General features: G+C 43.7%; 18 protein-coding genes and 5 tRNA genes. 20 read left to right on the top strand and 3 right to left on the bottom strand.

The genetic code is table 11. The features are described 5' to 3' along the window. The first annotated feature begins 24 nt into the window (after positions 1–24). The 3 genes from valS to brnQ all read left to right on the top strand — a co-directional run bounded on the left by valS (position 25) and on the right by brnQ (position 6,529). Positions 25–2,793 carry a valine--tRNA ligase gene (valS, locus tag HXT20_RS05880; RefSeq protein ID WP_004116108.1) on the top strand — a complete coding sequence of 923 codons (2,769 nt, stop codon included), beginning with the start codon at positions 25–27 and terminating at the stop codon, positions 2,791–2,793. 167 nt (positions 2,794–2,960) lie between these two features. Then, a complete protein-coding gene (argS, locus tag HXT20_RS05875; protein WP_119675923.1) occupies positions 2,961–4,757 on the top strand; it encodes an arginine--tRNA ligase in 1,797 nt (598 codons plus the stop codon). Between the two features lie 215 nt (positions 4,758–4,972). Further along, a complete protein-coding gene (brnQ, locus tag HXT20_RS05870; RefSeq protein WP_013399771.1) occupies positions 4,973–6,529 on the top strand; it encodes a branched-chain amino acid transport system II carrier protein in 1,557 nt (518 codons plus the stop codon). Between the two features lie 121 nt (positions 6,530–6,650). Here brnQ and HXT20_RS05865 read toward each other — a convergent pair whose 3' ends face one another. After that, entirely contained in the window at positions 6,651–6,998 is a 348-nt protein-coding gene (locus HXT20_RS05865) for a phenylpyruvate tautomerase MIF-related protein (protein ID WP_004114298.1), read from the bottom strand. 136 nt (positions 6,999–7,134) lie between these two features. On the opposite strand from HXT20_RS05865, the gene HXT20_RS05860 reads away from it, so the two are divergent. The 9 genes from HXT20_RS05860 (at position 7,135) to HXT20_RS05820 (ending at position 17,299) form a co-directional block, all read left to right on the top strand. Continuing rightward, positions 7,135–7,644: a GtrA family protein gene (locus HXT20_RS05860; protein WP_016636012.1), complete on the top strand. Its 510-nt coding sequence runs from the start codon at positions 7,135–7,137 to the stop codon at positions 7,642–7,644. Between the two features lie 23 nt (positions 7,645–7,667). Beyond that, positions 7,668–8,300, top strand: coding sequence for a histidine phosphatase family protein (locus HXT20_RS05855; protein WP_248898801.1), 633 nt, complete (start codon positions 7,668–7,670; stop codon positions 8,298–8,300). A 90-nt stretch (positions 8,301–8,390) separates the two neighbouring features. Continuing rightward, positions 8,391–9,338 carry a hypothetical protein gene (locus HXT20_RS05850; RefSeq protein ID WP_422114318.1) on the top strand — a complete coding sequence of 316 codons (948 nt, stop codon included), beginning with the start codon at positions 8,391–8,393 and terminating at the stop codon, positions 9,336–9,338. A 27-nt stretch (positions 9,339–9,365) separates the two neighbouring features. After that, on the top strand, positions 9,366–10,928 hold the full coding sequence (gene gltX, locus HXT20_RS05845) for a glutamate--tRNA ligase (protein ID WP_004116095.1): 1,563 nt from the start codon (positions 9,366–9,368) through the stop codon (positions 10,926–10,928). A gap of 186 nt (positions 10,929–11,114) precedes the next feature. Then, positions 11,115–11,187 (top strand) — tRNA-Glu (locus tag HXT20_RS05840). Between the two features lie 40 nt (positions 11,188–11,227). Continuing rightward, positions 11,228–11,299, top strand: a tRNA-Gln gene (locus tag HXT20_RS05835). A gap of 489 nt (positions 11,300–11,788) precedes the next feature. Then, on the top strand, positions 11,789–13,231 hold the full coding sequence (locus tag HXT20_RS05830; protein WP_422114317.1) for an FHA domain-containing protein: 1,443 nt from the start codon (positions 11,789–11,791) through the stop codon (positions 13,229–13,231). Positions 13,232–13,249: 18 nt separating this feature from the next. Next, positions 13,250–17,071, top strand: coding sequence for a hypothetical protein (locus HXT20_RS05825; RefSeq protein ID WP_004573706.1), 3,822 nt, complete (start codon positions 13,250–13,252; stop codon positions 17,069–17,071). 24 nt (positions 17,072–17,095) lie between these two features. After that, positions 17,096–17,299, top strand: coding sequence for a hypothetical protein (locus HXT20_RS05820; RefSeq protein ID WP_004114310.1), 204 nt, complete (start codon positions 17,096–17,098; stop codon positions 17,297–17,299). 7 nt (positions 17,300–17,306) lie between these two features. Here the strand turns inward: HXT20_RS05820 and HXT20_RS05815 are convergent, their stop codons facing one another. After that, positions 17,307–17,978 carry a hypothetical protein gene (locus tag HXT20_RS05815; RefSeq protein WP_014554343.1) on the bottom strand — a complete coding sequence of 224 codons (672 nt, stop codon included), beginning with the start codon at positions 17,976–17,978 and terminating at the stop codon, positions 17,307–17,309. A 171-nt stretch (positions 17,979–18,149) separates the two neighbouring features. Continuing rightward, on the bottom strand, positions 18,150–18,326 hold the full coding sequence (locus HXT20_RS05810) for an FmdB family zinc ribbon protein (protein ID WP_004114314.1): 177 nt from the start codon (positions 18,324–18,326) through the stop codon (positions 18,150–18,152). Between the two features lie 240 nt (positions 18,327–18,566). Here HXT20_RS05810 and HXT20_RS05805 point away from each other — a divergent pair, with 240 nt between their 5' ends. The 8 genes from HXT20_RS05805 to HXT20_RS05770 all read left to right on the top strand — a co-directional run bounded on the left by HXT20_RS05805 (position 18,567) and on the right by HXT20_RS05770 (position 23,293). Next, positions 18,567–19,610 (top strand): hypothetical protein, encoded by a 1,044-nt coding sequence (locus HXT20_RS05805; RefSeq protein ID WP_004114317.1) that lies wholly within the window; start codon positions 18,567–18,569, stop codon positions 19,608–19,610. Positions 19,611–19,802: 192 nt separating this feature from the next. Beyond that, on the top strand, positions 19,803–20,096 hold the full coding sequence (groES, locus tag HXT20_RS05800) for a co-chaperone GroES (RefSeq protein WP_004114319.1): 294 nt from the start codon (positions 19,803–19,805) through the stop codon (positions 20,094–20,096). A 148-nt stretch (positions 20,097–20,244) separates the two neighbouring features. Beyond that, positions 20,245–21,339, top strand: a complete 1,095-nt coding sequence (gene hisC, locus HXT20_RS05795; protein ID WP_004573708.1) for a histidinol-phosphate transaminase — start codon at positions 20,245–20,247, stop codon at positions 21,337–21,339. 128 nt (positions 21,340–21,467) lie between these two features. Then, positions 21,468–21,549, top strand: a tRNA-Tyr gene (locus HXT20_RS05790). A 1-nt stretch (position 21,550) separates the two neighbouring features. Continuing rightward, positions 21,551–21,622, top strand: a tRNA-Thr gene (locus tag HXT20_RS05785). A gap of 4 nt (positions 21,623–21,626) precedes the next feature. Then, positions 21,627–21,700 (top strand) — tRNA-Met (locus HXT20_RS05780). Between the two features lie 50 nt (positions 21,701–21,750). Beyond that, positions 21,751–21,921 carry a 50S ribosomal protein L33 gene (rpmG, locus tag HXT20_RS05775; protein WP_004114322.1) on the top strand — a complete coding sequence of 57 codons (171 nt, stop codon included), beginning with the start codon at positions 21,751–21,753 and terminating at the stop codon, positions 21,919–21,921. 88 nt (positions 21,922–22,009) lie between these two features. Next, positions 22,010–23,293, top strand: a complete 1,284-nt coding sequence (locus HXT20_RS05770; protein WP_101886617.1) for an FAD-binding protein — start codon at positions 22,010–22,012, stop codon at positions 23,291–23,293. Positions 23,294–23,431: the final 138 nt, after the last annotated feature.

Genomic DNA, 23,431 nt, shown 5'->3' with positions numbered 1-23,431 from the left:
CGCTGAGTTTCTAATATTCAGTTCATGAGTGAACAGGATAATAACACAGTAAAACACGCACATTTAACGCCGCTTCCTAACAAAGTTGGCGTTGATGGTCTTGAAGACAAGTGGCGTAGTAATTGGGACGAAGCTAAGACTTACGCATTCCATAATTCTCGCGATCGTAAGGCCGTGTATTCTATCGATACTCCACCTCCAACCGTTAGTGGCCACTTGCACGTTGGTCACGTATTTTCTTACACGCATACGGATGTTATTGCACGATATAAGCGCATGCAAGGTTTTGACGTTTTCTACCCAATGGGTTGGGATGATAACGGCTTGCCAACAGAACGCCGCGTGCAGAATTATTACGGTGTGCGAGTGGATACTTCGTTGAAGTATGACCCTGATTTTAAGCCGCCTTTTGAAGGCACTGAAGGCAAGAAGATTGAAGCTAAGGATCAGGTTCCTGTAAGCAGACAGAACTTTATTGAGCTTTGTGAGCGCTTGACTTCTCAAGATGAGAAGCTTTTTGAAGCTTTGTGGCGTAGGCTTGGTCTTTCTGTTGATTGGTCGCAAACTTATCACACTATTGGCGAGCAGCCTCGCCGAGTTGCACAAAAAGCATTCTTGCGCAATCTTGCTCGTGGAGAGGCTTATCAGAAAGACGCTCCAGGCTTGTGGGATGTTACATTCCAGACTGCAGTTGCGCAGGCTGAGCTTGAAGCGCGCGAATATCCTGGCTTCTACCATAAGATTGCGTTCCGCTTTGAAGATGGTACGCCAATTTATATTGAAACTACGCGCCCAGAATTGCTTGCTGCATGCACTTCTTTGATCGCGCATCCAGACGACGAGCGTTACAAGAAGTACTTTGGTCAGGAAGTTTACTCACCGCTGTTTAAGGTGAAGGTCCCGATTTTGGCGCATCCTGCAGCTCAAATGGACAAGGGCGCTGGCATTGCAATGTGCTGCACTTTCGGTGACGTAACCGACGTTGAGTGGTGGCGTGACTTGAGTTTGCCAACTCGACCAATTATTCAGCGAAACGGCCGCATTGTAATGACGACTCCTGATTGGATTACGGACGAGTCTGGCCGTGAAATGTTCGAGAAAATTGCCGGCAAAACCACGTTCTCCGCTCGCAAGGAAGTTGTTGAAGCTTTGCAAGCAGCTGGAGATATGGAAGGCGAACCAAAGCCAACAAAGCGTATGACGAACTTCTACGAAAAGGGCGATAAGCCTTTGGAAATCGTCACTTCTCGCCAGTGGTACTTAAAGAACGGCGGCACGGACGAAAAGCTGAATGCTGAGCTTATTGAGCGCGGCAAAGAACTTAGCTTCCACCCAGACTTTATGCGCGTGCGCTACGAGAATTGGGTTCACGGCTTGAATGGCGACTGGCTTATTTCTCGCCAGCGCTTCTTTGGTGTGCCATTCCCACTTTGGTATCCAGTAAACGAAAATGGGGAAGTGGATTACGAGCATCCTTTGACGCCTAGCGAAGATCGTTTGCCAATCGACCCAACTATTGACGTTCCAGAAGGCTTTGATGAATCTCAGCGAGATCAGCCAAACGGCTTTACTGCTGAGCAAGACATTATGGACACTTGGGCTACATCTTCCTTAACTCCACAAATTGTGACTCGTTGGGAAGAGCCAGGCGAGGAAAATCAGGATTTGTTTAAGGCTACTTTCCCAATGGATTTGCGTCCACAAGGTCAGGATATTATTCGTACTTGGTTGTTTAGCACGGTTGACCGCGCGCATCTCGAAAACGGCTGCTTGCCTTGGAAGCATGCTGCGCTTTCTGGCTGGATCTTGGATCCAGACCACAAGAAGATGTCTAAATCTAAAGGCAACGTGGTTGTGCCAAATAAGCCGATCGAAGAGTTTGGTGCTGATGCTGTGCGTTACTGGGCAACTTCTGCAAAACTTGGCTTGGATGCAACTTACGACGAAGGCCAGATGAAGATTGGCCGCCGACTTGCGATTAAGCTTTTAAACGCTACTAAGTTTGCGCTCGCGATTGGCCGAGAAAACGATGAACATCAAGTTCTTGAGTCTGCTAGTGCGGATTGGGATTTTGCAGACGTTACGGAAGTTTTGGATCGCTCTGTTATGGCAAAGCTCGCATCCGTTATTCGTACCGCAACTGATGCGCTTGAATCTTACGAGCATTCCAAGGCTTTGGAAGCAATCGAAACCTTCTTCTGGGAGTTCTGTGACGATTACATTGAGCTTGCAAAGAATCGTGCTTATGGTACTGCGGAATCCACTGGACGTACTCCAAGCGAAGCTGCTGTAAAGTCTGCTCGCACAACTCTTGGTCTTGCTCTCGATGCTTTGGCTCGCTTGCTTGCTCCTTACTTGCCTTATGCTACGGAAGAAGTGTGGAGTTGGATGCATGACGGCGAAGGCTCTGTGCATCGCTCTAGCTGGCCATGTGCTAAGGCATATGAGGCTGCTGCAAACGGTGTTTCTGCAGACACTTTGGCTTACGCGGGCGAGGCTTTGGCTACTTTGCGAAAGATTAAGTCTGAAGCAAAGGTTTCTATGAAGACTCCTATTTTGCAAGTGACTTTGAACGTAGCAGAAAATGCTTATAAGGCTGTTGAGGAGACTTTGGGAGACGTTGCGGAAGCGGGACGCGTTACTGGAGAAGTAAAGCTTAACGCTGTTAAGGCTGCGGATGCTGGCGATTCGGCGGCGGATTCTTCGTCTGCAGATGCAGATTCTGATGCAACTAATGTAAACGTTTCTGTTGCTCAAAGCGAACTCGGTGAAGCTCCTGCAAAAAAGAAGTAATCGCCAGTAATCGCAAGTAATCGAAAATGATTAATCGCGAAGTAACTAATCGTAAGCTGCTTCGCGATTAATTGCAAAACAAAAGCGCTGTAAGTTAATCTTTGACTCCATCGCTTTTTGTGTATTGTAAATACTAAGCATCGCGCGGTAACGCTAGACTGTAAACCATGAATCCAGAAAGCTTAAGTGAATTAATTGAAAAAATTGCTAAAGATTTAGTAGCAAGCGGTAAAGCTGGCAGTCTAACAGAAGATTTGATTCCTGCTGCCGAAAAACTCGCAGTTATGAGGCCAAAAGATCGCGCACACGGCGATTGGGCCACGAATGTTGCTATGCAACTCGCTAAAAAAGCTGGTATGAAGCCTCATGATTTAGCCGAACTTTTTGCCGAGCGTTTGCAAGAAGCGCAAGGTATTGCGCGCGTAGAAGTGGCAGGCCCTGGCTTTATTAATATAACGCTTGATTCTGCGTCTGCAGCGGCTGTTGTTGACGAAGTATTAAAGCAGGGCGCGGATTTTGGTAAGAATGCGCACTTGGGCGGAAAAACCCTAAACCTTGAGTTTGTTTCCGCAAACCCAACTGGCCCAATTCATATTGGTGGCACTCGCTGGGCGGCAGTTGGTGATTCTATGGCTCGAGTTTTGGAAGCGAACGGCGCAAAAGTTGTGCGCGAATACTATTTCAACGATCACGGTGAGCAAATCAACCGTTTTGCTAAGTCTTTAGTTGCTGCAGCTCACGGCGAAGAAACGCCTGCAGACGGATACAAAGGCGCGTATATTAACGAAATCGCGGATGCTGTTATAAAAGAAGCGCAAGCAGACGGCGTTGATGTTCTTTCCTTACCTCGAATTGATCTTGGTAAAGACGAGGAAGGTTTGCCGCTTGGCGAGGGCGACTCTGAGCAGCGTGAAGAGTTCCGCAAGCGCGCAGTGCCAATGATGTTTGCTGAAATTCGTAAGTCAATGCGCGATTTTCGCGTTGGCTTCGACGTGTGGTTCCACGAAAACAGCTTGTACGAGGATGGCGAAGTTGAGCGCGCTATTGCAGATTTGCGTGAGCGTGGAGACATTTTTGAAAAAGATGGCGCAACTTGGTTTGAATCTACTAAGCATGGCGACGACAAGGATCGCGTAATTATTAAGTCTGACGGCAATTACGCCTATTTTGCTGCAGATATTGCATACTATCGTAACAAACGCCATCGCGAACAGAATCCTGCGGACGTAGCAATCTACATGCTTGGCGCGGATCATCATGGCTATATTGGCAGAATGATGGCAATGTGCGCGGCTTTTGGGGATGAGCCAGGCGAAAACATGCAAATTCTTATTGGTCAGATGGTAAACGTTATGAAAGATGGTAAGCCTGTGCGCATGAGTAAGCGTGCTGGAAACGTTATTACGATTGACGATTTAGTTGATGCAATTGGCGTTGATGCTTCTCGCTACTCGCTTGCGCGCACCGACTACAACACAAGCGTTGATATTGATTTGGATTTGCTTGCTTCCCACAGCAACGATAATCCTGTGTATTACGTGCAATACGCTCACGCACGCAGCTGCAATGTGGCTCGTAACGCTGCGGATGCTGGAATCAGTGCAGATGGAGCCGATTTAAGCTTGCTTAATACTGAGGCAGATGGCGAAGTGTTGGCTGCTTTGGCGCAATGGCCTGCAGCTCTTGCACAAGCTGGCGATTTGCGTGCTCCACACAGAGTTGCGCATTATCTTGAAGATTTGGCAGCAAGCTACCACAAGTGGTACAACCTTGAGCGCGTAGTGCCAATGGAGTTGAGCGACCCAGAAAATCGTTTGCCAGAAGCAGAGCGCGAAGCTCAGCGCATTGCAAAGTGCCCAGAGCCAGCACGCGCTGCAGCTCGCTTAAAGCTTAACGAGGCTGTTCGCACAGTTATTGCATCTGGCCTTGATTTGCTTGGAGTTTCTGCTCCAGACAAGATGTGATTTAGTGCATTTGCTTTTTTATTTAGGACGTTAGTTTTTACGCTAGCGTCCTTTTATTTTTGACTAGTAGACACGCGCGAAATTGCAAATTTTTGTCGATTAAGTACATGCGATTGATTAGTATACCCCCTAATATTATTTTTCGGTTTCAGTTTTGTTATTCAATGCGTTAAATAATATGCTTAAACAATTTTTCACCATATAGGAGGTGTAGCATGAGCGTCACAACACAAAGTGTCAGCACAGACAGTGCCCCGAAAAAAAGGAACTTGACAATTATTGAATCCGCATACGTGGCGGTCATGTTGTTCGGCATGTTCTTTGGCGCTGGAAACCTGATTTTCCCAGTATTCCTTGGTGCTAACGCAGGAAACAATTCTGCGCCTGCAGCAATCGGTTTTATTGTTACTGGCGTTGGCTTGCCATTGTTGGGCGTTACGGCTCTTGCAATGAGTCGCGCAAACGGTCTTTTTGAGCTTTCTAGCAAAGCTAGCAAAAAATACGGCATGTTCTTTACATGCGTTCTTTATTTAACAATCGGCCCGTTCTTCGCAATTCCGCGCTGTGCAACAACTTCATACACTGTTGGATTGGAGCGAATTATTCCGCAAGACGGAAACGGACAACTATACTTGTTCTTGTTCTCTGTAGTGTTCTTTGCGCTCGCATTCTTCTTTGCTATGAAACCAAGCGGCATACTTACGTGGGTTGGTAAAGTTCTTACGCCAATCTTCCTTGTGTTCCTAGCTGTTTTGGTATTTACTGCACTATTTTCTCCTATAAGCGGTGCTTCTTCGGATGCTGCTCCTATAGGAAATTATGTTAATAAGTCATTCTTTACAGGATTCTTAGATGGCTACAACACAATGGATGCTTTAGCTAGCTTGGCATTTGGAATTGTTGTTGTTAGCACCATTCGTCAGTTTGGTGTAAAAGATCCTAAAGATGTGGCAGTTAATACTGCCCGCTCTGGATTCTTTAGCTGCTTGCTTATGGCGTTGATTTACGTTGCGATTGTTGTTGTTGGTGTGCGTAGCCGCGCGCTGTTCCCACCTGCGGAAAATGGTGGCGTAACTTTGGCGCAAGTTGCACGCTATCATCTTGGAAACGTTGGCTTATTCGTGCTTGCTGCAACTGTAACTCTTGCATGCTTAAAGACGGCAGTTGGCTTAATCGTAAGCTGTTCGGAAACTTTCTCTAAGCTATTCCCTAAAGGTCCTAGCTATCGTGTTTGGTCTGTATTGATTACGCTTGTTTCGTTTGGCCTTGCAAACTTTGGTTTGAGCGCAATCATCGAATATGCGGTTCCAGTATTAATGTTCTTGTATCCGCTGTCAATCGTGCTGATTCTTTTGGCTTTGTGTGGTCGACTTTTTGGAAATTCCAAAGTTGTGTACGCTTGGACACTTGGTTTTACTGGTGTTGCAGCTGTATTTGACTTTTTAAATAGTTTGCCATCCGCTTTGCGCAACGCATTGCATATGAACGATATGTTGTTGGTTGCTCAAAACTGGTTGCCGTTCTCGGAATTTGGAATGGCTTGGGTTTGCCCTGCTGCTGTTGGATTTGTTGTTGGCTATGTTCGTATGGTTTTATGTGACAACAAAGGTATGGAAGAAGTGGCTCGCGTAGCTGCTGGCCCAGATCTTGAAGGCAGCGTTGCTAATAGCGATGATTATTCTTCAAGCGATGCTGATTTTGACGAGTCGGATGCGTTCGCTGTATCTGCTAAGTCTACTGTTGACGAGCCTAATTTTGGCAATCAATCCTAGTGACTAATTCACAACTATTTGTATAGATAGTTGTGATAATAAATAATCGCCATATTAATGCTCATATGAGCTGCGATATGGCGATTTTTGCGAGTTGAGATTTTAGGCTTGCGACTTGCGACTAGAAGTTGCCGCCGTTCCAACCCCAGTCGGTGGTTGCAGTGTAACGAATGTAAGTGCGGTCTTGTGGCACTCCAAGCTCGCGATTCAAAGCTGCCATAATCTGCTCTGTCAACTTTTCCCAAGCAGATCCTGGCACGCTAGAGCCAAAAACGTTCACTTCAACGTAAGCTGCAGGCTTAGAATTGTCTCCTGCAAAATAAATTGGCATATTGTCTTCAAACGGGCACATAAGCCAATGCTCACTTTTGCCTGGAACTGCGCTAATCGCTTTGCCGTATGCTGCTTTTAAGGCATCGCGCTGAGCAGGTGTAGTGCTTACAGAAACATGAGTGTGAATAACTGGCATAATCGCTCCTTTGCTAAGTTTTATGAATTTTTTAAGTTTATAAACTTGTGCTGCGCAACTTATGTTACGCAATAATAAACCTGCGTTACGCAATAATTATAGTGAATTGTTAGCCTCCGCGTGTTTAATTGAATGTATGAAAAAACTTATTGAACAGGTTGTTAAGTTTGGAATCGTAGGAATCATTGCGCTGATTATTGACGTAGTATTGCTAAACCTGCTTCTTCTTGTGCATCTTAATAACGTTGTTGCTGGAACAATATCTTTTATAATCTCGCTTATTTTTAACTACATTGCCAGCATGAAGTACGTGTTTAAGCACCGCGAAGACATGGCTCGTTGGATGGAATTGCTGATTTTTGTTATTTCTGCAGTTATTGGTTTGCTTATTAACGATGCGATTATTTGGCTTAGCACGCTTGGAATGGCACAAACTTTGCGTGGTACTGCGATTTACATGCTTCGCACAAACATTGGCAAGCTTATTGCAACAGTTGTTGTAGCTGTGTGGAATTTTGTTATTAGAAAGTGGCTTTTAGACGACACAAAGTCGCAAAAACCTGATTATGATGCCGCTAAAGACAATACTTTTGCTCACAAGTTGGGCGAATGGTCGTTAAGTCACACTCCAAAAGGGTGGAAGTAGGTTTGGAAGTAGGTTTAGAAAATATGCCAGCTACGACTATTCATTTTGTGCGCCACGGGGAAGTGGAAAATCCAAATCACGTGCTTTACGAGAGGCTCCCAGGATTTCACTTATCTAATCGCGGCTTAAAAATGGCTTGCGCTACAGCAAAATACATTGCGACTGTTCCACAAATGCGCGGAATTAGTGCGATTTACTCGTCTCCTTTGGAGCGCACGCAAGAAACAGCGCAACAAATCGCAAGCGCTTTGCAAATTGGCCCGATTATTTTAGACAATCGTCTAATCGAAGCAGAAAACAATTTTCGAGGGAAAAGAATCGGCTACGGCGAAGGCGCTTTGTGGAAAAACAACAATTGGAAACTTGTATCTAACTTGTGGAAGCCGAGTTGGGGAGAATCCTACAAGAGTATTGCTGCACGCGTTGGCGATTTTGCGTGCGAACAAGTGAAAAATCACCCAGGTGAACAAATCGTAGCTGTAACGCACGAATCGCCAATATGGTCTTACCGTCATTTGTTAGAAACGGGTCATGCGGAGCACAATATGCTTTTACGCAAAACGGCTTTGGCGTCAATTACGTCAATTACATATGATTGCGAAAATATGAATGTGCTTTCCATCACATATGTGGATCCTGCGGCGCGTGTGCAATAGAACGTGTGGAATAATAAGCAATAGACTTTAAAATATGCATAAAAGATGCGTAGAAACTGTTTTTTACAGCTAATGCGAAGGAGCGTTGTTATGGGTGATTCTGTAGAAAAGCTGGATTCAAAGGCTTTGAGTCTGCTTGAGTCTGCTGCAAAGTCGGCCGCGGATTTAACTAAATTGTGGCCTTTAAGCGAAGCTCGCCATTTAGATAATGACGCAAAATATGCTGAAAATCTTGAGGTTAGGGCGATTCGCGCTATTGCTCGAATTATTACAGATTTAGACGTTACTGTTCCAGATGCAGAGTTTGTGTATGAAGGTGCAGACGAAATTCCAGGACGCCCTCAAGAGATAGTTGACGCGCTTTTGGCTGCTGCAAACGCTTATGATGATATGGATTTATGCTACGAACCAGACTACAGCGAAGCGCAAGAAGAGCTAGAAAATAACACGAATGATGTTAGCGCTATTTTTAACAAGCTTGAATCAAATCTTTCTAATGATGTTAACGCAATCAACGGTGCTGCGGATTCTTTAAGCGTTGCAGGTAATTGGAGTGTTGATAGCTTGCAAGATGCGTTTAGATGCGCAAAACAAGAGTGTGATTTTTGCGGACTTAATTCTGTAGAATCGCAAAAAATTACAGCAATACTGTCTATTCTTAAAAGTCTTATTGAAAAAACAAGCAACATTTACGAAACTTTGCCTATATTCCTATATATTAACGAAGTGTGTGAGTGCGCGGGAGTTCCGCGAATGATGTTTAAGGATAATCAATGGCGTGAGCTTGTTGATTGCGTAAAAAGTGGTAAAGCTAGCGAAAATGGCGAAAATAGCGAAAATAGTATGAGCACGCTACTTGAAATTGCAGCCCCATTGCTTGAGAGCGAATGGTTAAAGCATAAGGAAGACGTACTTTGGGATCCAGAAGAGGCTAAGAAGCTTGCAAAAGAAGAAGACGATAGAAAGTCCAGAGAAGCATTGGCCGCAAAGTTTGCGCATGTGGAAGGTAATAAGGAATCAACGCAAGCGCTTGACTAGATAGGCACGTCCGTAACGCGCGGCACAATGGAACCTATGACTGATACAGAGGAAACTCAAGAAGTTGCTAATAATGCAACAAAATCCACAAAGCCTGAACTTCCAAAGAATGTTCGTGTGCGTTTTTGCCCTTCGCCAACCGGCACGCCTCACGTTGGCATGGTTCGTACAGCGCTGTTTAACTGGGCGGAAGCTCGCCACACGCATGGTAAATTGCTTTTCCGCATTGAAGATACAGATAATGAGCGAGATAGCGAGGAAAGCTACCAGCAGATTATTGAGGCTCTTCGTTGGCTCAATATTGATTGGGACGAAGGTATTGATGTTGGTGGAGAAAATGGCCCTTACCGCCAGTCTCAGCGTATGGAAATTTATAAGGATGTGGCGAAAAAGCTTTTTGATGCAGGATACGCTTACGAGTCCTTCTCTACTCCAGAAGAGATTAAAGAGCGCAATATTGCTGCAGGGCGCCCAGCTGAGTTTGGTTACGATGGTTATGATCGCAACCTTACTGAGGAGCAGAAGCAAGCTTTCCGCGAGGAGGGTCGCAAGCCTGCACTTCGCTTGAAGATGCCAAATGAAGACATTACTTTTAACGATTTAATTCGTGGCGAAATCACCTTTAAAGCTGGATCTGTTCCAGATTATGTGATTGTGCGCCCGAATGGTGATCCGCTTTACACGCTTACGAACCCTGTTGATGACGCGTTAATGGATGTGAACGTTGTTTTGCGCGGTGAGGATATTCTTAGCTCCACACCTCGTCAGATTGTGCTTTACCGTTATCTTATGGAAATGGGTATTGCGAAGGAAACTCCGCTTTACGGCCACATGCCTTACGTTATGGGCGAAGGCAAGAAGAAGCTTTCTAAGAGAGACCCTGAGTCCAACTTGTTCTTGCATAGAGATAACGGCTTTATTCCAGAAGGCTTGCTGAACTACTTGGCTTTGCTTGGATGGTCTATTGCGCCTGATCGCGACGTGTTCACTATGGACGAGATGATTGAAAAGTTTGATGTGCGAGACGTTAAGGCAAACCCTGCACACTTTGACTTGGATAAAGCAATTTCCATTAACGCTGAGCATATTCGCATGCTTGATTCGCAAGACTTCTTAAATCGCTCTGTGCCTTATTTGCATAAGGATGGCGTAGTTAGCGCGGACAATTGGGATGCCTTAACTGACCGTGAGCGTGAAGTGCTCACCGCTGCTGCTCCTCTTGTTCAGCCTCGAGTGCGTTTGCTTGGTGAAGTTGCTGGAATGGTTGGCAGTTTGTTGAGCGAAGATGGCTATATTGAGCCAGATGACGATGCGCGTAAGCAGCTTAAGGAATCTGCTGGTGATGTGCTAGATGCTGCGCTCGCTGCTTTGCAAAGTGTTGATGCTTCTGATTGGCATACGGATTCTTTGCACGAGCTTTTGAACAAGAAGCTTGTTGAAGAAGCTGGATACAAGCCGCGATTGGCATTTGGCCCTGTGCGAGTGGCTCTTTCTGGTCGTCGCGTTTCTCCGCCATTGTTTGAGTCCATGGAAATTGTTGGTAAAGACGTGACTTTGGCGCGTTTGGCTGGATTGCGTGAGCATTTGTAAATCGCAAATAGCTTTTAAATCTTAAGTAGATTTTGTATAAAGCGGGAATGTAGTGGAATTCTGCATTTCCGCTTTTTGTGTTTTTTAGGAGTTTTAGCGTATTTTCGACACGCCGCGGTTGCGTATTGAGCTGTTATGTTGTAAAGTCGACATTTGTTGCGTCTAGAGGCGTAGCAGATAAATGAAGCCCCCGTCGTCTAGCGGCCTAGGACTACGCCCTCTCACGGCGCCAACACCGGTTCAAATCCGGTCGGGGGTACAAAGACGGAACGGTTCCAAGAGCCGCGAAGCCTGCCAATTGGGGTATGGTGTAATTGGCAACACAGGTGATTCTGGTTCATCCATTCTTGGTTCGAGTCCAGGTACCCCAGCGAATAACCCTCGTATTTTACGAGGGCTTTTTTGTATTTCAAAGATAAAAGATATAGCTTACATTGCTCGTACTTTTCTTGTTTGTTATATTTGTATCGCGTGTGAGGCATTTGTAACGTTTTTTGGCTGTTTTTCGTTATATTTGCATCATCGGTGAGATGTTTGTAACGTTTTTTGCGGTAAAAACGTTACAAACGCATCATGTGAGCTACGAATATAACGCAAGCTATTGCTTCTGCTCTAATAGACTCAGCGAATCGTTCCTCACGGGCTATTAGTAGCCGTGAGGCTGATTTGACACATAAAGTCTACTGGACTTTATATTTAAGCCAAATCACGCTTTGAAGGAGCTTGAAATGCGTTATGCAATTTCAAGCTCAGTCAAAGCGCTTCTCGCGCATTATGCAGCTCGGAGTTGTCGATTCGCGCAATATACACAAAGCATGACACAATAGTATGTAGTGTGTTTTTTGAAGGGAGCAGGTTCCGTGGGAAGTCGACAAACCTTGCAGCGTTGGATGATTACAGTAGGTGGTGTCGAGCAGGCGCGCGTTGGAGCGGGTCAGTCTGTGGAGATCGGCAGAAAGCCTATACGACCTTTGCGCGAAGACGGTTTTATGCGTGTAGACATTGTAGACAATAAGCGCTCAATGTCTAAAAGGCATGCGCTTCTTATAGTAGACACAAGTGGCGTGGCGACTATTCGAGATTTGCATTCTACAAACGGAACTTATCTTGTAAACGAAAGCGGAGATTTGCTGCGACTAGATCCAGATGTTGATTTTCATATGCCAGATAGCATTGTTCGCATGCAATTTGGAGATGTGCCAATTGACTTTGTGCGTATAGAAGAGCCAGTTCCTTTGGCTGAAAATAGTGCGGAGCCTGTACGCGACTTGTTCTCTTATGCTGCTTACGGTTCCATTAAAGAGCCAGATGCTTCGGATTTGTCGGTCGATGATATTCTTGATATTCGTGCTGGAGAGCCAACAGGCGTTTTCCGTGCACAATCTGTTTCACACCCTAATTTAGTGTGGGATAATCAGTCCAAATTAAATGCCGCCGGTAAAGCTGATGATGTTTATAGTGCAAGCAAGGCTGATATTTCAGTAAATCCTGTAAAACAAAGCGATCCCGTGATTGCTAATCAGGTTGTTCTTCCTGTTGTGCGTGAAGATTTTGAGTCTGCTGCAGAACCTCGTAATCTTTTTGATGATGCAGCACAAGCTAATGCATCACAAGCTAGTAGTGACAAAACTAATAGTGATGAAACTGTGAATCCAGATAATATTGTGGATAACAGTGCTGTTGCAGGTAACGCTGCTATTTCTGACAACAGTGTTGTTGCAAATGATTCTTTTGATTCTCACGATGTTCAAGACGATTCTAATATTCAGTACTCACAAAATGTAGATGTTGAAAACGAGGATCACACAACGCAAGATCAGAATACTGAACAAGAGGAGATAGCAGAAATTCAAATCAATTATCAAGATGAGAATGAATTACAAGATGGGGCAGAAGATGAGTCGCAAGCAACCGACGATTCATTGCAAGATGAACCTCAAATTCAACTAAATCATGAACAATTCATTCGATCCAATTCAGTCAATATTCAAGAAGATTCGCAATACACTCCAGCTTTTGAACCAGGGTCTGTGTTCGAAAAAGTGTCAAATGGAGAATTCAACGCGCATAAAGAAATTGTACAAGCAGGTGGATTCACTTCGGAAGAAGCTCAGAAAACCACTGATTTCTCTAAGCAGTTTGAGATAGCAAAATATCAAGAATTACTTCCATTTTTAGCCATGAATACAGGTCTTTATGACGATTTATACGCTTGGCTTTCAGCTCAAGGCAATGCAGACGTAGATGAAGCTTTAGCGCAAAATAGTGGGTATAACGCTTACCGCAACGCAGTAGGTTTATAAACAGGGGAGTTTAGTAGTATGAGCGGCGAACAGAATGATTTTATAAGCCAAGTAAATCAAGCGCATAATGCGAGTGAACAAAATTATCAAGAAGCTTACGAGCAGAATGCGCAAATAAAGCATGAAAGTGCGCAGGCTACAGCTTCGCGAGATGAAAAGTTAAGGCGAATAAACTCTTGGCGCGAACAATACAAGTCACAGCTTGCGCCTTCGCCGCTTGAAGACATAACGAAACTTTCCGCACAATTAGAATTAACGCATGCTCACCCATCTGGGATAGCGCAACTTTTTGCGAGTGGAAAAGTAACTCTTCAGGCGTTATTCCGCGATTCTGGAATGTTGCGCGCTGCAGGGCGCAGACTAGACAGGGTTTTTGAAGATAGAGATAATAAGGCGCACGAAAATGGTGTTTCGGAGCTTTCGCTTGTTGTTGGAGTGGCATCGTGGAGCGGTAATCATGTGCCAGTTTTAACATACCCAGTGAGAGTTATTCGAGACTCTGGCAAGGATGAAACATACGCAACAATCTACTTTTCTGGCAATGTGCGCTTAAACCATGCTCTTGTTCTTAGATTGCAAGAGAGAGGCGTGAATCTTAGTGAAGATGCGCTTTTTGACGGCGCAAACTATGAAAGCGGAACACCAGAAACGTCAGCTGTTTTTGATGCAATTTGTGCATCTGCTCGCAGCGTGTTCCCAGATTTTGATATTGAACGAGATATTGTTCTTGGATGTTTTACTGATTCGGGATCCAGATTTTTGGCTGAAAGCGCTCAGATTTTGCAGGCGCTTAAAGTTGGGAATGCTGGAAACACTATGATTGATGCGGTTGCTGGCGATGAGCGTGCGCTTCAAGAGTTGGCGGCAAATGATAGGCAAGAGTATTCTCCTCTAGATGTAGACCCTCATGGTGAATATGAAGTCGGTGATGTAGATAATGTTGTACGTTATGCATCTGGTTTAGCTGCTAATGGCGTTTCTCTGGCTTTAGACGTGGATGCTGGATCTGATTCTGCTTCTATCGCGGCTGCGATTTCTTCACGCTGTGTTCTTGCTGGAAAGTCCATTTTATATGTTCCAAATGTTATGGAACAACAGCGTCGATTCCGTCATGCTCTTAGTGCGAATGAGATTTCTTCGCTTGCGCTAGACGTTTCGGATTCTCACCTTGCGAAACATGTGGATTCTCAGCTCATAGCTGCAGTTGGGGCGCGTCAAAGCGTTGCTTCTAGCCGTTTTGAGCAGGTTTGTGACGAGTTAGTTGGTGTTAAAACTCGCTTAAATCGTTATTTGGGAGACTTGCACGGAGTAGATGAGCGTTGGGGTGTGTCAGCGTATCATACAATGCAAAATCTTGCTGCTATTGCAATGTTGCCTACTCATCCTTGTACTCATGTAAGACTAGATGTTGCTGCTGCAAGATCGCTTTCTGGTCATTTAGATGAATGGGCGCAAAAATTACATCAAGCAGATGAGCTTGGAGAATTTACGATAAAGCCTGAAGATACCCCGTGGTTTGGCGCGTCTTTGTTCAATGAGAATGAGGCTGTTGCTGTATATCAGCGCGTTGTAGATGTTCTACTAAAGCTTCTTCCTGCAGCACGTGAACATGTTAAATCAACTGTTCAAAACTGCGGTTTTCCTGTTCCTGCTACCGCACGCGAATGGGGTAGACAGGTTACGGTGTTAAAGAATCTTCGCCGAGTTTTAGATGTTTTCCAAGCAGATATTTTTGAACGTGATCTTAGCGCGATGATTGAAGCAAGTAAGCCTAAAGCTGTTCGCAAGCGTGAAGGTACAGTAATGGGCTTCTGGGAGCGTAGACGTCATATTAAAGAAGCTCGTAGTCTTTTGCGTGTAGGAGCTAAAGTAGATGATCTTCATGAGGCTTTGAAGATTGTTGCTCAGCAAGCTGCTCAGTGGCGTACTTTTGTTCCTCATGGAGGGTGGCCTGTGTTACCGCCTAAGTTAGATGAGATTGTTAGTACTCAGGAGCTTTTGGATCGTAATCTTGTAGCTCTTGATGCTGTTCTTTCCACCACGCGTTTGGGTGCTGATCTTGAAAATGTTGAGTTTACTAAACTTGATGAGCGTTTACAGGCTTTACATGACAATCGTGCTTCCTTAGATACTTTACCTGGTAGGTGTGTGATTGAGCGCGATTTACGCGGTGTTGGTTTAGAAGACCTTGTTTGCGATTTGCGTAGGCGTAATGTTACTGGTTCTGCGTTAGATGGTGAGCTTCACTTGGCTTGGTGGACTACGGTTTTTGAAGATATCGTTAATTCTTCCGCGATTATTTCTAACCAAGATGGTTCGGCTATGCAAGATGCTTCTGACCGTTTTGTTCAGGTAGATACTGAGCATGTGCGCTCTGTGGGGCCTATGGTTCAACAAGAGACTTTAAAACGTTTGTGTGAACTTCTTTTCTCTAGGTCTCAGGAAGCTAATCAGCTTCACACAACTCTGGCAAGTAATAGTTCTGGCGTGACTTTTACCAAATTGATGAATTCTCATGCAGATCTTCTTCTTGCTGCTAAGCCAATTATGGTTGCTATGCCTTCTACTTTGACTATGATGACTGAATTTAAGCCGATTGTAGACATTGTGATCCTTGATTCTGTTGAGCATTTGAGCAATATTGAGCTTCTTAGCATTCTCGCTCGTGCACGCCAAGTTGTAGTTATTGCTCATAAGAATACGGTAAGTTCACAGAGCGTTAACGATTTGATTAGTGTTTTGCCTTCTGTACATGTTAAATCTCGTGCTACTAGGCGTTCGCTTCGTCTTGCCAATTTCCTTGAAAATCATGGGTATGGTTCGCTTCGTCACGATGTTCCTGTAGATAGAATGCAAGGTAAAGTTAAGCTTCACCAAGTTGAGGCTTCTGGTGTTCCTGTTATGTCTACTGGTTTGATTGAGAGTAGTCAGAGGGAAATTGACGAAGTTGTTTCCTTGATAAAACAGCGTGCTACGACTTTCACGGTAGTTCCTTCCAGCTATGTTCTTGCAGTTGTAACTCTTACGAGTGTGTTTAGGAATCGTTTAGGAGCGGAGCTTAAGGCTCTTGCTATTAAAGATGAAAATATGAATAGATTCCTTCGCCATGTTCGTCTTGTAGATGCTAGTGAGTCTGTTGGTGCTGCCGCTACGGATGTTATTCTTTCCTTATGCTATGCAAAAACTTCTCACGGTAGGCTTTTGCAACAATTTGGTGTTTTGGAAGAAGAAGGCGGTAAGGGTATACTTCTTGATTCGTTAGCATTAGCTCGTAGGAATTTAGATATTGTTTGCGCGTTTAAATCTAGTGATATGGAAGATGAACGTTTGCATCAGGATGGTCCTAAGCTGCTTAAAGAATTGCTTATTTGGGCTGAGCAGTTGGATGATAGTCCAGTAAATCCAACTGATTTTGATGAAGCAAAATCTGAATATGATCAAGATAAGGCAGAAGATAAGGAAGAAGCTGCAGGTGCGCGTGCGGAGGCTTTTGATTCTTCAGTAGACAGTTTTAATAATGTTTTGTTTACTGATTTGGCGGATCGTATTCGCGCTCGCGGATTGTGCGTAGCGGTGAATTACGGATTTGATAAGGAACACAGTATTCCTCTTGTTGTTGGTTTGCCAGATAAGCCTTTTGCTCTTGCTGTTTTAACGGATGATATGAGATTCATGAATATAGAATCAACGCGTGAACGTCATCGCATGTTTGCTCAAGATTTGGAGTATCTTGGCTGGTCTGTTATGAATGTTTGGAGCGTTGGAGCATTCGTAAATCCTGAAAAAGAGGTTGAGCGGGTTGTTTCTAGAATAGGCGAGCTTTATGGTGAAGATCAGTGAGCCGTGATAGGTGAGTGACTATAAGTGAGTGACTATAATCCCAATCGCAGATGTTCTAGAACACATAATCGAGTAGTTCGTAAAGGCTCTGAGCTTTTTGATGCTGATGGCGTTAAGCTGGAGCCTTCGGATTTTCAGACTTTAGACCAGCGCTCTAAAGATGACGATAATCGTATTCTTGGAGAGCTTCCGCCTCATTGGGCAGTTTTTAGTGAACGTGGTAGGTAAAGCTGTTTTATCCTCGTATTGCAATAACCGCAAGGTTTGGAATAATAGATTGTGTATTTATTATCTGTAACGCAGACTCTGCAGGCATGGCTAGTAACGCGTTTTGAGATGAATTGCCTGTTTTGACTACTATTACATCGTGGATAAAAGAAATGTTTTTATTTTCTTGAACAATGTCATTCTCGTTGTGATCTCCTCTTGAAACTTTGCTAAATGCTATCGAAATATTTTCTCCAATGTTTAAATCTTGGTTGTTGCTTGCCAGTTTTATTGAAATCGTTGTGAATCCTGGTGGAATTTTTGCTTGTTGTGTAATCTGACTAGTAAAGATAGGCATACCATATTTGATATTGCAGGTTGCGATAATAGCATTTTTGATCAAATCTTTGTTAATAACATGATTAAAAACACTGTTTTTGGGCACGTTAACATAAGACAAATCATCTTGTTTAATAAGAGTGCCTTTAGATATATCTCTAATTGCTACAGGTATGATTTGCGTTTCTTGACAGCTCGTAATCATATTTATTGCAATAAGTGTTGCAACGCTAATAAAAAATATGGTAAGCGCATTTAACAAAAGTGCTTTCTGCCTGCGTTTTAAAAGCATGGCTGGCACTTGATTTTCGTGCGCATCATGCGTGCTAGATGTGTTTTTTAATATTGATATCATGCTCATAGAAGCATCATCTAATAAAAGGTGATGCTTCTACAAGATATTTTTGTCAATGTGGTTAAAGGTTATTTTCTATTGTAAATCAGATGATTTTTATACACTTTTCCACAAATTGGTTAATAAGCGAAATTGTTTATGCACATTTCCACAAATTGTTTGTACCTGCTTGAAAAATTATTTATCAGTGCGATAAAATCCGCTACCTTTAAAATTGATTGGTGGCGCAGAAAACACCTTACGAAGTTCTGGTTTTCCGCATTTTGGACACACTGTAATTGGGTCATCTTCAAACGATTGATATTCCGAAAAATCATATCCACATTGCTTGCAACGGTAATGATAAGTAGGCAACGGTTCCTCCGATCTTTATTTCCATCACATATCCTAGCTCATTCCCGCACCGCATGAAAGATGACTTAAAATATATGCAAAAAGATGCAGTAATTTGTAAAAATTTAATGTAATAATTCCTATAATTGCGACACGCCGAATTGGTTTTGGCTCTTCACATCCGTAACGCACTTTATATTTATACGTATGGGTTATGAATCGGTGAGTGCGTTAATTGTATTAATTATCATCATAGCCTTAATGTTTGGTTGGTTGCCTAAGCGCACTGTTAACAGCATGAAGTCAATGTTGGAGCACAGCGAAGATAGGTATTCACCTTCGCTGCATATTGTGGATGAGCGTAGTGCCTCGCTGTTCCATGAGTGTAGTGGTGCGATGGCGAAAGGGGTTGGAATGCAACCGTCAGAGAAGCGATCGAATAAAAATAAGAACACTAAAAATAAGAGCAATAAGTCAAAGGTGTTAAGAGATAATTTTACTCCGCAACATGTGGCTCGTATTCGTGCTCTTCGTCGCGCTGCGGTTCGTCGTCGCCGTATTTTGGTTTTTTCGCTTGTTTTCTTGACACTTGTGGTTCTTGTAGCTGGTTTGTCTGGATTATATTCTGCTTGGTTCGCTCTTATACCATTCGCTATGGTGTCAACAGTTCTTTACTTTGGCTCTATTGCGGCAAAGCATGCGCGAGATTGGGAAGCGCGCGTTGCTGCTTATAACAAATCTGCTGGAGTGCCGCAAAACTATGGTAAAAAAGGTTATGGCGAATCTAGTGAATCTATTGTGGAACCAGTTTTTGACGCAATTGTCAATTCTGTTGTAGCTCATGAAGAAGAGTATCAAAATTATTCATCAGGTTCTGTTACACAATATTCGTCGAATACTCAAGACAATACAGAAACTTCTGTTATGCAGCAGCGTGAAATTAGTATGGCTTTAGAACGCGTCAATTCGCAGAATGCTAATGGTTATGTATCTGCTGGTAATCAGTCATCGTCTTTGCCTGATGTATCTTATTCTTCTGGCGCGTCTGATTCGTCTGAATCTCATCAAGATTTAATATCTTTCTCGTTTGGGTCTGATTCTACAGAATCTTCTTCAAATGACAAGAATAATGGTCCGTTAAGCTTGGAAATAAAGTCCACTAAGCAGGTTGCTAAGGCAATTTCAGCTAAAAAACCGCTTTCTACTAAAGAAGCTTCCGATAATAATGTGGAACCACCAGTTATTACTGAAGATTCATTAGGAAAAGCTGATTTGCGAGATGTTTTAGCTCGTCGCACTGCATGAAAATAAGTTTAAAAATAGATTAAGATACACATATTTTTAAAAAATTTTCCAAAATTTTAGCACTCTAGTTGGTAGAGTGCTAAAAACGCGCTATTATAAATCACAGTGCGCGATAGTTTTGACGTGATCGTCAGCCTCGTCAATATTATTTGTGCGAATAGTTACATTTCTCTTAAGAAAGAGGTGGCGACAGTGTCGATTAAGCTCACACCGTTGGAAGATAAGATTATTGTTAAGCAAGCTCAGGCAGAAACTCAAACTGCTTCTGGCTTGTATATTCCAGATAACGCTAAGGAAAAGCCACAACAGGGCGAAGTATTGGCTGTTGGACCAGGTCGTCGCGACGACAAGGGTGAGCGCATTCCTATGGACGTTAAAGTTGGAGACAAGGTTCTTTACTCCAAGTATGGCGGCACAGAAGTTCATTACGAAGGCGAAGATTATTTAATTGTTTCGTCTCGTGACGTTCTTGCAATCCTTGGCTGATTTTTGATTAATTGTTTGCTTGATTGCTTTGCTAATCGCTTGTAATTAATCAAATAATATTTGAATCTATTTAACGCTGAAAATAACGGTTCGCCGCTGTTTTCAGCGTTTTTGCTTAATTTGTTTAAGACGCGACTATTATAAAATCATGGATTACAAACACCGCAGTATTCTAGATAGTTTGCCAAATTACAAGCAAGGCAAACCAGCGCCCGCATTAGACGGCATTCGCGCATATAAGATTTCGAGCAACGAAAACCCATTTGAGCCGTTAGAAAGCGTAAAAGACGCTATTTCTAACCGCGCGCTTGGTGTTATTAATCGTTACCCAAATATGCGTGGAACAGAAGTTGTAGAAGAGTTAGCTAAAAAGTTTAGCGTTACTCCCAATGAAGTTGTGCTTGGCTGCGGCTCCACAGAGGTTATTACGCAGCTCGTAGACTTAGTCGCTGGTCCTGGAGACGAAGTTATATACCCTTGGAGAAGCTTTGAGGCATATCCAATTATTGTTACGGGTGCTGGTGCTACAAGCGTTAAAATTCCTAATCGCGCAGATGGGTCGCACGATGTGGACGCAATGATTGATGCAATTAATGAGCGCACGCGTCTTGTTATTTTGAACAATCCAAACAATCCTACATCCGCGCAACTTTCTGATGAGGATGCTAGAAAGGTTTTGGATGCTGTACCAAGCGACGTTTTGGTGCTTATTGACGAAGCGTATGTGCAATTTAACAACGCAAAAGGCACGGCAGATGGCATGCAACTTTACCGCGAATATCCAAACGTTGTTGTTGCTCAAACATTCTCTAAGGCATACGGTTTAGCTGGCTTGCGCATTGGATACGCTATTGGCGCTGCAGATGTTGTAGACGGCATGAGAAAAGTGGCTGTTCCGTTTGGAGTAAGTCAAATTGCGCAAGTGGCTGCCATTGCCTCTTTAGAACCTCAAGCACTCGTAGAGATGCGCAATCGCGTAGATGCGCTTGTTAAGGAGCGTAATCGCGTTGTAAGCGGTTTGCGTGAACAAGGGTGGAATATTGTCGAGCCGTACGCAAATTTCTTCTGGATGCCGTTTGGTGAAGACACAGAGCGAGCTAATCAGCGTTTTGTTGATGCAGGTCTTTCTGTGCGAGCTTTTGCTGGAGAAGGTATTCGCATAACAATTGCGGAAACCGAAGCAAATGACCGTGTTCTTAAAATATGCGAGTCTTTAAAGAAAGATGGTTTTTCGCTTAAATAATCATATTTTTGACTGCATTTAGATGCGGTTTTTGCCTTTCGGCGTGTCTTAATCTTGCATTAGTCTCGCGTTCGTGGCAAAATAACAAAGTTGCCGTTTGGAGATATTCTTCTCCGTTCGGAAACATTGGCGGGTTACCAGAGCGGCCAAATGGGACTGACTGTAAATCAGTTGCTTCGTGCTTCAGTGGTTCAAATCCACTACCCGCCACGCCTCGATAGCTCAGTGGTAGAGCACTTCCTTGGTAAGGAAGAGGTCGTGAGTCCGATTCTCACTCGAGGCTCTCTGGCGGGGTAGCTCAGCTGGCTAGAGCGTACGACTCATAATCGTAAGGTCAAGAGTTCGAGTCTCTTCCTCGCTACAATGGCCAGCAGGAGTTGGTCAACACACAACATTCTAGAGGTGAACGAAATGGCAAGTAAGAGCGCAGACATCCGTCCAGGCATTACGCTTGCATGCACGGAGTGCAAGGAGCGTAATTACATCACGACGAAGAATCGTCGTAATACGCCTGATCGTCTCGAGTTGAGCAAGTTCTGCCCACGTTGCGGCAAGCATACTCTCCATCGCGAGACTCGCTAAGCGAGTGAGCTTCGGCGAAGTTTTGTAGCTTTATTTACCCCGCGTTTTGCGGGGTTTTTTGTTATTTAGTGCTGTTAGGATTAGGCATATGAGTATGCAATCATCCTTATCGAAATCTGATAATCCAACTTTCGCAGACCTTACAACAATTGGGGTTGGGGGTAGTATTGCTCGTTTTGTAGAGCCTAATAGCAGGGTGGCTGTTATTGAAGCTGTAGAAGATGCCGATTGTGCGGGATTGCCATTGTGTGTTATTGGTGGTGGATCTAACATGCTCGTTAGCGACGAGTTGTTTAACGGAGTTGTTGTGCGCGATGCTCGGCGTGAAATTTGTGTTTTAGATGAGGCGGCTCCTAGCGAAGATGGCGTTGATAAGGATAGTGGAGATTGTTTAGTTCACGTTAGTGCAGAAGCAGGATGCAATTGGGATGATTTTGTATCGCATACGATTCAGCTTGGCTTAGAAGGCGTAGAAGCGCTATCTGGTATTCCTGGAACTGTTGGGGCATCTGTTGTGCAAAACATTGGCGCATATGGTGCGGAAGTGGCGCAAAGCGTTGAATGTGTAGAAGTTTGGGATCGTAAAGATAAAACAACTTTTTATATGAATCTTGCGGATCTTAAGTTTGGATACCGCACGTCTGTTCTTAAAAAAAGCATGTATAAGGCGCCTGGTGTTGCTGCCGATTGCTTCTTCCCAACGCCTAGATATGTTGTTTTATCTGTTACTTTTTGCTTAAAGCATTCAAAAACGGGTGTTGTGGCTCATTCTCAGCTTGCTCACGCGCTTGGCGTGCAAGTTGGCGATAGGATGGAAACATCTAAGATTCGTCGCGAAGTTTTGCGCGTTAGAGCGTCTAAGGGCATGCTTGAAGATGCTATGCGTTACGCAAATAAGTGGATGTGCTACGCAAAAAGCGAGAGCGGTGTTGAGTCTGCGATTAGTCTTCAAAATGAAGACTATGTTTGTGGAGATTTGTTAGACGGCGATTCTAAGTATGCCGATCGTCATAGTTGTGGAAGTTTCTTTATGAATCCGATTTTGACAGAATCTCAGGCAGATTTGCTTCCAGAAGACGCTCCGCGATTTGACGCCACTTTGCCAGATGGATCTAAGGGTGTTAAGACTTCTGCCGCATGGCTTATTGATCATGCAGGATTCCATAAAGGATTTAGGCTTACGCAAAACAATGGTATAAAAAGTGAGGCTGGGTTGTCTTCTTTGCATACTTTGGCATTGACCAATCGCAATAACGCAAAATGCAAAGATATTGTTGATTTAGCGCGCAAAATCATAGATGGTGTTTATGATTCTTTTGGCGTAAAACTTGTTCCAGAGCCTGTTCTAATCGGCATTAACTTAGATTGTTAATGTAAGTTGTTAACACAAATTTAGCATAATTTAACATAATAAATCGCGATTTATGTTGTGATTTTCCGCTGAACACAGTACTATGCTCTTTTAATATCGTAAAAATTATTGTTTGATGGCACTTAATGTGTGTTGAAC

Source organism: Gardnerella sp. DNF00109 (genome assembly GCF_049262845.1).
Lineage (GTDB): Bacteria > Actinomycetota > Actinomycetes > Actinomycetales > Bifidobacteriaceae > Bifidobacterium > Bifidobacterium vaginale.
Note: the sequence above shows the minus strand (reverse complement) of the source record. Positions and strands in the feature narration are given on the sequence as shown.

What these genes read in the sequence shown, in the direction of transcription:
- brnQ (WP_013399771.1), top strand. Translation starts at nt 4,973, where the DNA reads ATGAGCGTCACAACACAAAGTGTCAGCACAGACAGTGCCCCGAAAAAA.
- rpmG (WP_004114322.1), top strand. Translation starts at nt 21,751, where the DNA reads ATGGCAAGTAAGAGCGCAGACATCCGTCCAGGCATTACGCTTGCATGC.
- HXT20_RS05815 (WP_014554343.1), bottom strand. Translation starts at nt 17,978, where the DNA reads ATGAGCATGATATCAATATTAAAAAACACATCTAGCACGCATGATGCG.
- gltX (WP_004116095.1), top strand. Translation starts at nt 9,366, where the DNA reads ATGGAACCTATGACTGATACAGAGGAAACTCAAGAAGTTGCTAATAAT.
- hisC (WP_004573708.1), top strand. Translation starts at nt 20,245, where the DNA reads ATGGATTACAAACACCGCAGTATTCTAGATAGTTTGCCAAATTACAAG.
- HXT20_RS05770 (WP_101886617.1), top strand. Translation starts at nt 22,010, where the DNA reads ATGAGTATGCAATCATCCTTATCGAAATCTGATAATCCAACTTTCGCA.
- HXT20_RS05825 (WP_004573706.1), top strand. Translation starts at nt 13,250, where the DNA reads ATGAGCGGCGAACAGAATGATTTTATAAGCCAAGTAAATCAAGCGCAT.
- HXT20_RS05855 (WP_248898801.1), top strand. Translation starts at nt 7,668, where the DNA reads ATGCCAGCTACGACTATTCATTTTGTGCGCCACGGGGAAGTGGAAAAT.
- argS (WP_119675923.1), top strand. Translation starts at nt 2,961, where the DNA reads ATGAATCCAGAAAGCTTAAGTGAATTAATTGAAAAAATTGCTAAAGAT.
- HXT20_RS05860 (WP_016636012.1), top strand. Translation starts at nt 7,135, where the DNA reads ATGAAAAAACTTATTGAACAGGTTGTTAAGTTTGGAATCGTAGGAATC.
- valS (WP_004116108.1), top strand. Translation starts at nt 25, where the DNA reads ATGAGTGAACAGGATAATAACACAGTAAAACACGCACATTTAACGCCG.
- HXT20_RS05865 (WP_004114298.1), bottom strand. Translation starts at nt 6,998, where the DNA reads ATGCCAGTTATTCACACTCATGTTTCTGTAAGCACTACACCTGCTCAG.
- HXT20_RS05850 (WP_422114318.1), top strand. Translation starts at nt 8,391, where the DNA reads ATGGGTGATTCTGTAGAAAAGCTGGATTCAAAGGCTTTGAGTCTGCTT.
- HXT20_RS05805 (WP_004114317.1), top strand. Translation starts at nt 18,567, where the DNA reads ATGTTTGGTTGGTTGCCTAAGCGCACTGTTAACAGCATGAAGTCAATG.